Raw genomic sequence first — 13,740 nt, 5'->3', positions numbered from 1 at the left:
CAACTCGCTTTCCTATCCGTCAAGGTTTTTTATGGCCTCCAGCGCTGCCAGCCACCAACCCGTTGATTTTGTACGGCCCTATACCACCGTGGATGTGGTGATTTTCAGCGTGGTGGACGGGGCCTTGAAGGTCTTGCTGGTGCAGCGGCCGGTCTCGGGCTCCGAGCCCTTCCCCGGGCGGTGGGCGCTGCCTGGGGGCTTTGTCGACGTGGCGCAGGACAGCGATCTGCAGGCCTGCGCCAACCGCAAGCTGCGCGAGAAGACCAATGTCGCCAGCCCCTACCTGGAGCAGCTGGGCAGCTGGGGCGGGCGCAGCCGGGACCCGCGTGGCTGGTCGGCCACCCATGTCTACTTTGCGTTGATAGCTGCGCAGCCCTTGACCTTGGCCAAGGGCGCTAATGCGGCCGATGTGGCCTGGTTCGAGGTCGATGCCATCTGCGATGGCCCCCCTCTCGCCTTTGACCACAGCGAGATCCTGCGCGCTGCCGCCGAGCGGCTGCGCGGCAAGGTCGAGTACACCTCTCTGCCCGCCTTTTTGCTGCCCGAGCCCTTTACCCTGCCCCAGCTCCAACAGGTGTACGAGACAGTGCTGGGACGGCCGGTAGACAAGAGCGGCTTTCGCACCCGCATGCTGGCAGCGCAATTTTTGCAGGAGGCCGGGCATGTCGAGGGGCCCTCCAACCGCCCGGCCATGGGCTACCGCCTGGCCGACCGCAGCGCGCCGGTGGTGTTTCCGCGCACCTTCAGCCCGCGCGGCTGAACCGGGCTGACCCAAGGACTAAACCGGGTCTGCATGGTGCTTGGGCTGGCACTGCAGTCAGCTTATCTCCGAGCGCAGCGGCCCTCCTGCAGCGACCTGAGATAATCCTGCCCCTATGTCCCTCCTGCCCCACCAGCTCGAACTGCTCTCCCCGGCCCGCGATGCCGATATCGGGATTGAAGCGATCAACCATGGCGCCGATGCCGTCTATATCGGAGGGCCGGCCTTTGGCGCGCGCGCCACGGCGGGCAATGACATCCGCGACCTGGAGCGCCTGATCAAACATGCGCACCGCTTTGGCAGCCGCATCTTCATCACGCTCAACACCATCTTGCGCGACGATGAGTTGGAAGGCGCGCGCCAGATGGCCTGGCAGGTCTACGAGGCCGGGGCGGACGCGCTGATCATCCAGGACATGGGCCTGCTGGAGCTGGACCTGCCCCCGATCCAGCTGCATGCCTCGACCCAAAGCGATATCCGCACACCCGAGAAAGCCCGCTTTCTGCAGGATGCCGGCCTGTCGCAGATCGTGGTGGCGCGTGAGCTGGATCTGCAACAGATCGCCGCCGTGCGCGCCGCCACCGACCCGGCCCGCACGACGATTGAGTTCTTTGTGCATGGCGCCTTGTGCGTGGCCTACTCGGGCCAGTGCTACATCACCCACGCCCACACCGGCCGCAGCGCCAACCGGGGCGATTGCAACCAGGCCTGCCGCCTGCCCTATGAGGTGCTGGACGCCCAGGGCCGCATCATTGCGCATGAAAAGCATGTGCTGTCGATGAAGGACAACAACCAGAGCGACAACCTGCGCGCACTGATCGATGCAGGGGTGCGCAGCTTCAAGATCGAGGGGCGCTACAAGGACATGGGCTATGTGAAGAACATCACCGCCCACTACCGCAAGCTGCTCGACGAGATCATCGAAGAGCGCGAGTTCTCCGAGGCGCCACTGGCGCGCTCGTCCTCGGGCCGGACCAACTTCAGCTTCACGCCCGATCCGGACCAGAACTTCAACCGCGAGTTCACCGATTACTTTGTCAACGGCCGCAAGGACGATATTGGCGCCTTTGACACCCCCAAGACCCCGGGCCGCGCGATCGGCTGGGTCACGAAGGTGGGGGAGAACTTTGTCGAGCTCGAAGCCTCCAGCGGCGACACCGTGCTGCACAACGGCGACGGCCTGTGCTACTACGACCTGCAAAAAGAACTGGTTGGCATGCAGATCAACCGCGCCGAGTCCGTAGATGCAAAGAAATCGCTGTGGCGTGTGTTCCCCAAGGACCCGATCGCCGGCTTCAAGGACCTGCGCAAGGGCCTGGAAGTGAACCGCAACCGCGACATGGCCTGGGTGCGCACCCTGGACAAAAAATCCAGCGAGCGCCGCATTGGCCTGTGGGCCCAGCTGAGCCAAACCCCGGACGGCTTTGCATTGACCTTGACCGATGACGACGGCTTTGTCGGCAGCGCGAGCCTGGTGCAGCCGCACCAAGCCGCCACCGACAGCGAGCGGGCCGAGGCCACCCTGCGCGACCAGCTGGGCCGCTTTGGCGCCACCATTTTCTCGGTGCACGACATCAGCCTGAAACTGGACCAGCCCTGGTTCATCCCGGCATCCGCACTGAACCAGCTGCGCCGCGATGCCGTGGCTGCGCTCGAAGCCGCCCGCGAGGCCGGCTTTGTGCGCCTGCCGCGCGCGCTACCGGTGGAGCCACCCGCGCCCTTCCCGGAGGACACGCTGACCTATCTGTCCAATGTGTTCAACCAGAAGGCGCATGACTTCTATGTGAAGCATGGCGTCAAGGTGATCGACGCGGCCTACGAGAGCAAGGAAGAGGAAGGCGAAGTCTCGCTGATGATCACCAAGCACTGCGTGCGCTTCTCGATGAGCCTGTGCCCCAAGCAGGCCAAGGGCGTCATCGGCGTCAAGGGCACCATCAAGGCCGAGCCCCTGCAGCTGATCAATGGCAAGGAAAAGCTGACCCTGCGCTTTGACTGCAAGCCCTGCGAGATGCATGTGGTCGGCAAGATGAAGCGCTCGGTCATCAACCAGCATGCCAAGGAGATGCAGGAGTTCCCAATGCAGTTCTACCGCACCAGGCCTGCGGTGGTGCGTACTTGAGCAGGCCAACCGCCCGCATCAAGAAAAAAGCTGCAGAAGCCAAGCTTTGCAGCTTTTTTTTCACCAAGGCCCAGGAGCTCAGGTCAATCCTTCGTCCCGGCTGTCCGCAATGGGCAGTCCCTTGATAAAACCGGTCAGGTGCTGGCCTCGGCGCTTTCGCGCGACTCCAGTGCACGGTTGATGCCCAGGGCCGCCAAGGTACAGACGGCACCCGACAGCAGATAAAGGCACACAGCGATCAGGCCGAACTTGGCTGACAAGCCCAGCGCCACCAGCGGTGCAAAGGCCGCGCCCACCAGCCAGGCCATGTCGGTAGACAGTGCCGCGCCGGTGTAACGATAGCGCGCCGAGAAGTTGGCGGTGACCGTGCCGGACGACTGGCCGTAGGACAGGCCCAGCAGCACAAAGCCGACGATGATGAAGATATTGTTACCGGTCACGCCACTGGACAGCAGCTTGGGCGTCGCCAGGCTGAATAGCGCAATCAGCACCGCCATCGCGCCCAGGGTATTGCGCCGGCCAAAACTGTCTGCCAGCTTGCCCGAGGCCACAATGGCCAGCGCCGCGCAGAAGGCCCCCAGAATCTGCACCCCCAGCACATGGGTGATGGGCTGGTCCGAATAGAGCGAAATCCAGGACAGCGGAAACACGGTGACCAGGTGGAACAGCGCAAAGCTGGCCAGCGCGGCAAAAGCGCCGATCGCCACATGGCTGCCCTCCTCGTCGATCAGGCGGGTGACGCTGACGGGTTCCAGCTCGCGCTCCTGCATCGCCTGGGTGTAGGTCTGGCCCAGCACCAGTTGCAGCCGGGCAAACAGGGCCACCACGTTCACCGCAAAAGCGACATAGAACGGATAGCGCCAGCCAAAGCTGAGGAACTCGGCCTTCGACAGCGCGCTGTACAAGTAGGCGAACAGGCCGGCAGCCAGCACAAAGCCCAGTGGCGCGCCCAGCTGGCCGATCATCGCGTACCAGCCTCGGCGGTTGCTCGGCGCGTTCATCGCCAGCAGCGACGGCAGCCCATCCCAGGAGCCGCCCAGCGCCAGACCCTGGGCAAAGCGGAACAGCGCCAGCAGCCAGATGGCGGTGCGGCCCAGTACGTCATACCCGGGTAAAAAGGCGATACCAACCGTGGAAACGCCCAGTAAAAACAGGGCCACTGTCATTTTGGCGGCACGTCCCCAGCGGCGCTGAATGGCCATCGAGATGGCGGTGCCGACCGGTCTGGCGACAAAAGCGATGGAAAACACCGCAAATGACAGCAACGTGCCATTGAGCTGAGAAAAGTTGGGAAAAAAGACGCTTGGAAAGACCAAGACCGCCGCTATGCCAAATACGAAAAAATCAAAATACTCTGACGAACGGCCGATAATCACCCCGACCGCGATCTCGCCAGGTGTTACATCTTCTTCAGAATGGGCACGGGGACGGGGATCAGCACCGGGGGTGCCGCCGACAGGAGATGCTGTGTAACCGAGACTACTCATACAAAAGCTCCTTCCTCAAGCTGTTACCGGCCTGCTGAGACCGTACCTTTACCAGGAGCCTAGCTGGGTACTTTCTGAGAGGGCGTAGGACAAAATGTCCAATCGACAGGCCTGCCTCTAGCATTTACATTTGGGGGGATTTTGCAATCCATGTTTATACCTAAGCGCGCTAGCCGTGCCCTTTCGCATGCCTGATCTCAACAAACTTCGCGGGCCCTCACGGCTCGTTGCGGCGTTACTGGTTGCCGCCAGCCTTGCAGGCTGTAATACCGTCGTTCTCAACCCTGCGGGTGACGTGGCGGCGCAGTCCGGCAATCTGGTGATCATCGCCACGTTGCTGATGCTGATCATCATCGTTCCGGTGATCGTGCTGATCCTCTTGTTCGCGTTCAAGTACCGCGAAAGCAATGAGCCCGCCGACTACGATCCCGAGTGGCACCACTCGACGGTGCTGGAGTTGGTGATCTGGTCCGTTCCTCTGCTGATCATCATCGCGCTGGGCGCCCTGACCTGGATCTACACCCACAAGCTCGACCCCTACCGTCCTCTGGACCGCATTGACGCCAACCGCCCACTGGCTGCAGACGTCAAGCCGCTGGAGGTCGAAGTCGTGGCCATGGACTGGAAGTGGCTGTTCATCTACCCCGAGCAAGGCATTGCCACCATCAACGAGCTGGCTGCGCCCGTGGACCGTCCGATCCGCTTCAAGCTGACCGCCACCACCACGATGAACGCGTTCTACGTGCCTGACCTGGCCGGCATGATCTATGCCATGCCATCGATGCAGACGCAGTTGAACGCCGTGATCAACAAGCCTGGCGTGTACAAGGGCATGAGCTCGCACTACAGCGGCTCGGGCTTTGCCGGCATGACCTTCAAGTTCCACGGCCTGAGCAATGGTGACTTCGACGCCTGGGTGCAAAAGGCCAAGACCGAAGGCGCTACCTTGGACCGTGCTGAATACGTGAAGCTGGAAAAGCCCAGCGAGCGCGATCCTGTGCGCCTGTTCAGCACCGTCGACAGCACCCTGTACCACGCCGTGCTCAACCGCTGCGTTGAAGCGGGCAAGATGTGCATGGACGAGATCATGGCCAAGGATGCGATGGCCAACATGAAGGCCCGTGCAGCTGCAGGCAAGAGTGTTTCGCTGATCCCTGAGGACGACGTGTGCACGGTGGCCAACGCCCCTGCCGTGGTCGCCTCCCTGGGCGAGCCAGCGCCTGGCACCCCCGTGGCGCAGTAACCCCATCGAGAATTTTCAAAGAGACTCAATATGTCCGTAGCTACAAACGTAAGCCATGACCCGCTCCTCGGGCGGCTGACATGGAATGACATACCGATGGTGCATGAGCCCATCGTGTTGTGGACCTTCATCGCCGTGGTCCTGGGCGGCCTCGTGGTCGTCGCCGGTATCACCAAGTTCAAGCTTTGGGGTCCGCTGTGGAAGAACTGGATCTGCTCCATCGACCACAAGAACATCGGGATCATGTACATGATCCTGGGCCTGGTCATGTTCCTGCGCGGCTTTGCCGACGCGATCATGATGCGTGGCCAGCAGGCGCTGGCCGCCGGTGAATCGATGGGCTACCTGCCCCCGCACCACTATGACCAGATCTTCACCGCCCACGGCGTGATCATGATCTTCTTCGTGGCCATGCCTTTTGTGACCGGCCTGATGAACTATCTGGTGCCGCTGCAAATCGGTGCGCGTGACGTGGCCTTCCCGTTCCTGAACAACTTCAGCTTCTGGATGACCACCTCCGGCGCCGTGCTGGTGATGGCCTCGCTGTTCGTCGGTGAGTTCTCCACGCTGGGCTGGCTGGCCCTGTCGGGTCTGGGCGAATACCACCCGGGCGTGGGTCTGGATTACTACATCTGGGCGCTGCAGATTGCCGGGGTCGGGACGACCTTGTCCGGTATCAACCTGATTGTGACCATCATCAAGATGCGCGCGCCTGGCATGAACCTGATGAAGATGCCTATCTTCACCTGGACCTCGCTGTGCACCAACGCGCTGATCGTGGCTTCGTTCCCGATCCTGACCGCTGTGCTGGTGCTGATGACCTTGGACCGCTACGTCGGCACCAACTTCTTCACCAACGAGCTGGGCGGGAACCCCATGCTGTATGTGAACCTGATCTGGATCTGGGGCCACCCAGAGGTCTACATCCTGATCCTGCCTGCGTTCGGTGTGTTCTCTGAAATCGTTGCGACCTTCTCGCGCAAGCGCCTGTTCGGCTACACCTCGATGGTGTATGCGACCGTGTGTATCACCATCCTGTCCTGGCTGGTGTGGCTGCACCACTTCTTCACCATGGGGTCCGGTGCCAGCGTGAACTCGTTCTTCGGCATCACGACGATGATCATCTCGATCCCGACCGGCGCCAAGATCTTCAACTGGCTGTTCACGATGTACCGTGGCCGCATCAAGTTCACCGTGCCCATGCTGTGGACCGTGGGCTTCATGCTGACCTTCACCATCGGTGGTATGACCGGTGTGCTGCTGGCCGTGCCGCCTGCTGACTTCGTGCTGCACAACTCGCTGTTCCTGATCGCCCACTTCCACAACGTGATCATTGGTGGCGTCGTGTTTGCCGTGTTCGCCGGTATCAACTACTGGTACCCCAAGGCCTTCGGCTACCGCCTCGACGAGTTCTGGGGCAAGGCATCGTTCTGGTTCTGGTTCTTCGGCTTCTGGGTTGCGTTCACCCCGCTGTACGTGCTGGGTCTGATGGGTGTGACCCGCCGCGTCAACCACTACGAAGACACCTCGCTGCAGATCTATTTCATCATCGCTGCCTTCGGTGCCGTGCTGATCGCGCTGGGTATCGCCTGCTTCTTCATCCAGTTGTTCGTCAGCTACCTCAAGCGCGACCAGCTGCGTGATGTGACCGGTGACTGCTGGAACGGCCGTACCCTGGAATGGGCAACCTCGTCGCCTCCTCCCCAGTACAACTTCGCCTTCACGCCAGCCGTGCATGACAGCGACGCCTGGTGGGACATGAAGAAGCACAGCTACAAGCGCAAGCTCGACGGTTTCGTGGAAATCCACATGCCCAAGAACACCGGCGCCGGCTTCGTGATCTCGATGATCGCCCTGGTCTTCGGCTTCGCGATGATCTGGCACATGTGGTGGATCGCAGGCATCAGCTTTGCCGGCATCGTGTTGGCTTCGATCATCCACACCTTCAACTACAAGCGTGACTACTACATCCCTGCAAGCGAAGTAGCAGCCACCGAAGAAGAACGTACCCAACTGTTGGCCCGCCATGTCTAATCACAACACCCTCGCCGGCGCGACCGGTACCCGTGACTACTTCCTCAAGGAAGAACCGCACGTTGAAAATGGCACCGCTCTGGGCTTCTGGCTCTACCTGATGAGCGACTGCCTGATCTTTGCTGCCCTCTTCGCCACCTATGGCGCGCTGGGCCGCAACTATGCAGGCGGTGCAGGTGGCGCCGAGCTGTTCGACCTGAGCCTGGTGGCCATCAACACCGCCTTGCTGCTGCTGTCGTCCATCACCTTCGGCTTTGCCATGCTGGCCAAGCAAAAGGGCTCGGTCAAGGGCACCGTCGTCTGGCTGATCATCACCATGCTGTTTGGCGCCGGTTTCCTGGGCGTGGAACTGTATGAGTTCCACCACCTGATCCATGTGGGCGCTGGCCCGCAGAGCAGCGCTGCGATGTCGGCCTTCTTTGCACTGGTGGGCACCCACGGTCTGCACGTGACCTTTGGTCTGGTGTGGCTGGTGGTGCTGCTGCTGCAAATCGGCAAGCACGGCCTGACCCGTGAGAACAACCGCCGCCTGATGTGCCTGTCGATGTTCTGGCACTTCTTGGACGTGGTCTGGATCGGCGTCTTCTCCTTCGTATATTTGATGGGAGTGCTGTAAATGAGCGCACAACATAACCACGCAGCACACGGCCACGATGACCACGGTCACGACGATGGCCCACACAGCACCTTCTCGGGCTACATGATCGGCTTTTTCCTGTCGATCATCCTGACGGCCATCCCCTTCGCTGTGGTGATGGGCGATGTGTTTGAGAACCGCACCACCACCGTGGTCGTGATCGCCTTCTTCGCGGTCGTGCAGATCATCGTGCACATGGTCTACTTCCTGCACATGAACGGCAAGATCGAAGGCGGCTGGACCCTGATGTCCACCATCTTCACCATCGTGTTCGTGGCCGTGACCCTGGCCGGTACCTTGTGGGTCATGTACCACATGAACACCAACATGATGCCTGGCCACAACCACAACCCGGCCGCCGTGACCCAGCAGCAACCTGCTGCCAGCGAAGGCCACACCAACCACTAAGCTGTTTTGACCAACGAAACGCAACGGAATGCACAGGGCCAGCCCCGGCATTCCGCACTTTTTCAGGCGATGCTCGCAACCGTGGGCATCGCCTTGTTCTTGGGCTTTTGCGCCTTGGGCACCTGGCAGGTCTACCGCCTGCAGTGGAAGCTCGACCTCATCGAGCGGGTCGAGCGCCGGGTGCACAGCGCGCCCCAACCCGTCCCCGCAGTAGCCAGCTGGCCCCAGCTCGACGCCAAGGCGCTGGAATACCAGCCCAGCCAGCTGCAAGGCCAGTGGCTGACGGACAAGACCGTGCTGACCCAGGCCACCACGGCGCTGGGTTCGGGCGCTTGGGTGCTCACGCCGCTGCAGCGTGCCGATGGCAGCCAGGTGCTGGTCAACCGCGGCTTTGTGCCCGACGCCTTGCGCCGTGACTGGGCAGGCGGCCCGCAGCTGACAGCAGCGACGCCCACGAGCGAGGTCAGCGTGACCGGCTTGCTGCGCGCTACCGAGCCCAAGGGCGGCTTTCTGCGCGACAACGACCCGCAAGCCCAGCGCTGGTTCTCGCGCGATGTGCAGGCCATTGCACAGGCGCAGGGCCTGGCGCAGGTGGCACCGTTCTTCATCGACGAAGGCCTGCCCGATGGCAGCGCCGAGCTGGTGGGCGAGCAAAAGCGCAGCAGCGCCAGCGACCTGCAAGGCCAGCAGTGGCCACGCGCAGGGCTCACGCAGGTTCGCTTTGTCAACAACCACCTGGTCTATGCGCTGACCTGGTATGGCCTGGCCCTGATGGTGGTGGGCGCCACCTGGCTGGTTCTTCGCAAACGCAAGGGCGCGCGTTAGCCACGGTGCAGTTACCGGCGCCCGTCGGCGCCGGTAACACTGGCAGGCGCAAGGCCTGCCGACTGCCGCCCATTCCTGCGGCACAGTCCTGCGGCACAATTGCACGGTGCCACTGTCCATCCCCTCCCCGTTTCAGGTCACCCACACCACTGACCGCCAGAACATGCAGCTGCTCATCCAGCTGCGCTGGCTGGCGGTGGTGGGCCAGGTGGTCACCATCTCGCTGGTCCGCTGGGGCTTTGACATCTACCTGCCGCTGTACGAGATGTTTGCCGTGCTGGCCGGCCTGGTCATCACTAACCTGATCTGCGTCTGGTGGCTGCGCTGGCGCCAGCACGACATCTCCTCCAGCGATCTGTTTGTGGCGCTGCTGGCCGATGTGGGGGCGCTCAGCCTGCAGCTCTACCTGAGCGGCGGCGCCAACAACCCCTTCATTACCTTGTTCCTGCTCCAGGTCACCTTGGGGGCGGTGCTGCTCAAGCCGTTCTATGCCTGGGGCATTGTGGTGGTCACCGGCAGCTGCGCGGTGGCGCTGGCCTTTTTCTACCAGCCGCTGCAGATCATGAGCCACCGCAGTGGCGCCATGCATGCGCTGTACCTGCTGGGGCTGCTGATCAGCTTTGGGCTCAATGCGATCTTGCTGGTCTCCTTCATCAACCGCATCATGTCCAACCTGCAGCTGCGCGATGCGCGCCTGGCCGACCTGCGCCAGCGCGCGGCCGAAGAGGAGCACATCGTGCGCATGGGCCTGCTGGCCAGCGGCGCCGCCCATGAGCTGGGCACGCCGCTGTCGACGCTGGCGGTGATTCTGGGCGACTGGCAGCGCATGCCCTCGATCGCGCAAGACAGCGAACTGATGGAGGACCTGCACGAGATGGAGCACCAGGTGCAGCGCTGCAAATCCATCGTCACCGGCGTGCTGCTGTCGGCCGGTGAGACGCGCGGCGACGCGCCGCAGAGCACCACCTTGGTCACCTTCATGGACCGGGTCGCCGCGCAGTGGCAAAGCCACCGCCAGCCCGGCAACTTCGTCTACCGCAAGCAGGTCGCGCGCGATATTCCGATCATCTCGGATACCTCGTTGCAACAGATGATTTTCAATGTGCTGGACAATGCACTAGAGGCCTCACCCGGCTTTGTCCAGCTTGTGGTGGAATGCCCCGCGCAGGACGATGCCCAGCTGGTGCTGCAGGTGACCGACAGCGGCCCGGGTTTCAAGAGCGAGATCCTGGCCCACCTGGGCAAGCCCTACCAGTCCACCAAACAGCGCCCTGGCGGTGGCCTGGGCCTGTTCCTGGTGATGAATGTGGCCCGCTCGCTGGGCGGCCATGTCGAGGCCCGCAACCGCGAACAGCACCTGGGCGGCGGCGCGGCCGTGCGCATCAGCCTGCCGCTGGCCTCCATTGCCCTGGATGACGAACCACACTATGACGCCAACCCAAGAACGCCTCTTACTCCTGGTTGAAGACGATGCCGCCTTTGCCCGCACGCTGCGCCGCTCCTTTGAGCGACGTGGCTACCGCGTGCTCCATGCCAGCAGCGCCGACGAAGTGGCGCAACTCTTGCAGACCGAGCGCCCGCAGTACGCGGTGATGGACTTGAAGCTGGCCGGCCACGCCTCGGGCCTGTCCTGCGTGCAGTTGCTGCATGCGCAAAACCCCGAGGCACTGATTGTGGTGCTGACCGGCTACGCCAGCATTGCCACGGCGGTGGAGGCCATCAAGCTGGGCGCCTGCCACTACCTGGCCAAGCCTTCCAACACCGACGACATCGAGGCGGCCTTCAGCCGGGTCGAAGGCAGCACCGAAGTCGATCTGACCGCCGCCACCACCTCCATCAAGACGCTGGAGTGGGAGAAGATCCACGAGACCCTCGCCGAGACCGGCTTCAACATCTCCGAGACCGCGCGCCGCCTGGGCATGCACCGGCGCACCCTGGCGCGCAAGCTCGACAAGCAGCACGTTCGTTAAGAACCTGCTCAACTGGGCTCAGACAGCGTCCATACAGGCCTGCACCAAGGCCTGCAGCACCGGCGATCGCTGCTTGCCCTGGCGCTGCAGCAGCGAAAACTGGCGCCGCATCGGCGGCAACAGGCTGTGCAGCACGGCCAGCTCGCCGCGCTCGATCCAGGGCTGGGCAATGACGCGTGACAGGCAGCTGATGCCCGCCCCGCGCGCCACCGCCGTGCAAATGGCTTCGGAGCTGCCCAGCACCGCCGCAATCGGCCATTCCCGCAGCTGGGACAGCACGGTAAACTCCACTGCCTCGCGCGTACCCGAGCCCTCTTCACGCAGTAGCCAACGGCAAGCGCCCAGCTGCTGGGCGCTGACAGGGCTGTGGCCGGCAGCGGCCACCAGCGCATGGCCCGGCGCGGCAATCAGCACCAGCTCATCCTCGCGCCAGGGCTGCACCTCCAGCGCCGGCCAGTGGCTCACCCCTTCGATAAAGCCCAGGTCCACACTGGCCTCGCCCACCGCCTCGGCCACCTCGCGCGTATTGCCGATCACCACCTCAAACCGCACCAGCGCATAGCGCTGCATGAAGTCCGCCAGGATGGCCGGCAGCACATGGTTGGCAATCGTGGTGCTGGCCGCCAGCCGCAGCACCACGGGCGCCATCGGCTCGGTCTGCTGCGTGGCCTGCTCCAGCTGCAAGGCCAGCTCCAGCAAGCCTTGCGCTTGCGGCCACAGGCTGCGCCCCAGATCATTGAGCACCAGGCGCTTGCCGCTGCGCGCAAACAGCTGCGCGCCCAGGCCCGCCTCCAGCTGCTGCAAAGCGGCGCTGACCGCTGATTGCGACAGGCCGATGGCCTGGGCCGCAGCGACGGTGCTGCCGCTGTGGGCGATGGCGCAGAAGACCTCCCACTGGCGCAGGCTGAGATGGAGCATATTGATGGCGCACAAGGCGCTTGGGTTGATAAAAAATATCTACCTATTTTATCGGTAGATATTAACCAAACAATTAGTTATACAGATATAAGAATAATTTCTATAGTGATTCCATATCGCCCGGCAGGCCACCGCTTTTGGCCCTGCCAGGGCCTCTGGAACCGCCCATGTCACTCGCCCCCCTCTCCCTCCCCCAACTGCGCAACGGCCACTGGCTCGATGGCGCCAAACGCCTGGCACCGGGCCTGCTGCTGTGTGCGGCCATTGCCTGGCTGGCCAGCACGCTCGCGGCCCTGCCCTGGTTTGGCAGCCATGGGCTGAGCGCGCTCACGCTGGCCATCGTCATCGGCATGCTGGTGGGAAATACTGTCTACGGCTGGGTGCAGGCGCCGGCGGCTGCGGGGGTGGGCCTGTCCAAGCAGCAGCTGCTGCGCCTGGGCATCATCCTCTATGGCCTGCGCCTGACCTTCCAGGACATCGCCGCCGTCGGCGCCAGCGGCGTGCTGATCGATGCGCTGATGCTCGGCAGCACCTTTGTGCTGGCGCAGTGGCTGGGCCAGCGCTGGCTGGGGCTGGATGCCCGCACCAGCATGCTGGTGGGCGCGGGCAGCGCCATCTGCGGCGCAGCGGCCGTGCTGGCCACCGCCCCGGTGGCCAAGGCGCGCGCCGATGATGTGGCGGTCGCCATCGCCACCGTGGTGGTCTTTGGCACCGTGGGCACCTTTTTGTACCCGGTGCTCTACCAGTGGCTCGCGCCCAGCCTGCAGATGAGCGAGTCCGGCTATGGCCTCTGGGTGGGCTCGACCGTGCATGAGGTGGCGCAGGTGGTCGCTGCTGGCGGCGCCATCAGCAGCAGCGCGGCCGACACCGCCGTGGTCGCCAAGATGGTGCGGGTGATGATGCTGGCCCCGTTTCTGATCGCGCTGTCGCTGTGGCTGGCCAGGCGCCCTGGCAGCGCTGCAGCGGTCCGGCAGCCGGCAGCCGGTGGCGCCGTGCAGGCCCGCCAGATCACCATTCCCTGGTTTGCGTTGGGCTTTGTCGCAGTCGCGGGCATCCATTCGCTGGGCGTCATCCCTGCGCAGGCGCTCGCCATCGGTGTGCAGTGGGACAACGCCTTGCTGACGATGGCGATGGCCGGCCTGGGGCTCACCACCCATGTGCGCGCCGTGCGGGCTGCGGGCATCAAGCCCTTGCTGCTGGCCCTGGTGCTGTTTGTCTGGCTGGTGCTGGGCGGGCTGGCGGTCAATACCTGGCTCTGAGGGGGCTCGGGGCTCTGCGGCCTCATAAGCTCATACCCAAAAAATCGTTGGCCCGGCGCGCAAAACTGCTACAACAACCA

The 13,740-nt window shown here is 63.2% G+C and carries 12 protein-coding genes; 10 read left to right on the top strand and 2 right to left on the bottom strand.

The features are described from left to right. The first annotated feature begins 31 nt into the window (after window positions 1–31). Entirely contained in the window at window positions 32–760 is a 729-nt protein-coding gene (locus N4T19_RS01065; RefSeq protein ID WP_260719211.1) for an NUDIX hydrolase, read from the top strand. A 115-nt stretch (window positions 761–875) separates the two neighbouring features. Beyond that, window positions 876–2,879 carry a peptidase U32 family protein gene (locus N4T19_RS01060; protein WP_182345348.1) on the top strand — a complete coding sequence of 668 codons (2,004 nt, stop codon included), beginning with the start codon at window positions 876–878 and terminating at the stop codon, window positions 2,877–2,879. A 134-nt stretch (window positions 2,880–3,013) separates the two neighbouring features. Here the strand turns inward: N4T19_RS01060 and N4T19_RS01055 are convergent, their stop codons facing one another. Then, on the bottom strand, window positions 3,014–4,366 hold the full coding sequence (locus N4T19_RS01055; protein ID WP_182345347.1) for an MFS transporter: 1,353 nt from the start codon (window positions 4,364–4,366) through the stop codon (window positions 3,014–3,016). A 187-nt stretch (window positions 4,367–4,553) separates the two neighbouring features. Here N4T19_RS01055 and cyoA point away from each other — a divergent pair, with 187 nt between their 5' ends. From cyoA to N4T19_RS01020, 7 genes are all read left to right on the top strand, one after another. Beyond that, complete coding sequence (gene cyoA / locus N4T19_RS01050; RefSeq protein ID WP_116925062.1) at window positions 4,554–5,609, top strand: ubiquinol oxidase subunit II; 1,056 nt, start codon at window positions 4,554–4,556, stop codon at window positions 5,607–5,609. Between the two features lie 30 nt (window positions 5,610–5,639). Then, window positions 5,640–7,643 (top strand): cytochrome o ubiquinol oxidase subunit I, encoded by a 2,004-nt coding sequence (cyoB, locus tag N4T19_RS01045; protein WP_116925061.1) that lies wholly within the window; start codon window positions 5,640–5,642, stop codon window positions 7,641–7,643. After that, window positions 7,636–8,259, top strand: a complete 624-nt coding sequence (gene cyoC / locus N4T19_RS01040) for a cytochrome o ubiquinol oxidase subunit III (RefSeq protein ID WP_021026722.1) — start codon at window positions 7,636–7,638, stop codon at window positions 8,257–8,259. Before cyoB ends, cyoC begins: the two co-directional genes overlap by 8 nt. After that, a complete protein-coding gene (cyoD, locus tag N4T19_RS01035) occupies window positions 8,260–8,688 on the top strand; it encodes a cytochrome o ubiquinol oxidase subunit IV (RefSeq protein WP_116925060.1) in 429 nt (142 codons plus the stop codon). A 69-nt stretch (window positions 8,689–8,757) separates the two neighbouring features. Beyond that, the gene (locus N4T19_RS01030; RefSeq protein WP_260719210.1) at window positions 8,758–9,513 is read left to right on the top strand and encodes an SURF1 family protein; all 756 of its coding nucleotides are present in this window, start codon (window positions 8,758–8,760) and stop codon (window positions 9,511–9,513) included. A gap of 106 nt (window positions 9,514–9,619) precedes the next feature. Further along, window positions 9,620–10,978 (top strand): ATP-binding protein, encoded by a 1,359-nt coding sequence (locus tag N4T19_RS01025; RefSeq protein ID WP_243419264.1) that lies wholly within the window; start codon window positions 9,620–9,622, stop codon window positions 10,976–10,978. Beyond that, window positions 10,941–11,483 (top strand): response regulator transcription factor, encoded by a 543-nt coding sequence (locus tag N4T19_RS01020; protein WP_021026719.1) that lies wholly within the window; start codon window positions 10,941–10,943, stop codon window positions 11,481–11,483. The genes N4T19_RS01025 and N4T19_RS01020 overlap by 38 nt, the downstream gene beginning before the upstream one ends. 18 nt (window positions 11,484–11,501) lie before the next feature. Here N4T19_RS01020 and N4T19_RS01015 read toward each other — a convergent pair whose 3' ends face one another. Beyond that, entirely contained in the window at window positions 11,502–12,401 is a 900-nt protein-coding gene (locus tag N4T19_RS01015) for a LysR family transcriptional regulator (protein WP_260719209.1), read from the bottom strand. Window positions 12,402–12,568: 167 nt separating this feature from the next. On the opposite strand from N4T19_RS01015, the gene N4T19_RS01010 reads away from it, so the two are divergent. Continuing rightward, entirely contained in the window at window positions 12,569–13,660 is a 1,092-nt protein-coding gene (locus N4T19_RS01010) for a YeiH family protein (protein WP_116925058.1), read from the top strand. Window positions 13,661–13,740: the final 80 nt, after the last annotated feature.

Source organism: Comamonas squillarum (assembly GCF_025309455.1).
In the GTDB taxonomy this organism is placed as follows: domain Bacteria; phylum Pseudomonadota; class Gammaproteobacteria; order Burkholderiales; family Burkholderiaceae_C; genus Comamonas; species Comamonas squillarum.
The sequence above is the reverse complement of the archived record's forward strand: the minus strand, read 5'-3'. Positions and strand labels throughout refer to the sequence as shown.

Coding starts and splice junctions, on each gene's coding strand:
- N4T19_RS01010 (WP_116925058.1), top strand. CDS start 12,569: ATGTCACTCGCCCCCCTCTCCCTCCCCCAACTGCGCAACGGCCACTGG.
- N4T19_RS01055 (WP_182345347.1), bottom strand. CDS start 4,366: ATGAGTAGTCTCGGTTACACAGCATCTCCTGTCGGCGGCACCCCCGGT.
- N4T19_RS01065 (WP_260719211.1), top strand. CDS start 32: ATGGCCTCCAGCGCTGCCAGCCACCAACCCGTTGATTTTGTACGGCCC.
- N4T19_RS01060 (WP_182345348.1), top strand. CDS start 876: ATGTCCCTCCTGCCCCACCAGCTCGAACTGCTCTCCCCGGCCCGCGAT.
- cyoC (WP_021026722.1), top strand. CDS start 7,636: ATGTCTAATCACAACACCCTCGCCGGCGCGACCGGTACCCGTGACTAC.
- N4T19_RS01015 (WP_260719209.1), bottom strand. CDS start 12,401: ATGCTCCATCTCAGCCTGCGCCAGTGGGAGGTCTTCTGCGCCATCGCC.
- cyoA (WP_116925062.1), top strand. CDS start 4,554: ATGCCTGATCTCAACAAACTTCGCGGGCCCTCACGGCTCGTTGCGGCG.
- cyoB (WP_116925061.1), top strand. CDS start 5,640: ATGTCCGTAGCTACAAACGTAAGCCATGACCCGCTCCTCGGGCGGCTG.
- cyoD (WP_116925060.1), top strand. CDS start 8,260: ATGAGCGCACAACATAACCACGCAGCACACGGCCACGATGACCACGGT.
- N4T19_RS01020 (WP_021026719.1), top strand. CDS start 10,941: ATGACGCCAACCCAAGAACGCCTCTTACTCCTGGTTGAAGACGATGCC.
- N4T19_RS01030 (WP_260719210.1), top strand. CDS start 8,758: ATGCTCGCAACCGTGGGCATCGCCTTGTTCTTGGGCTTTTGCGCCTTG.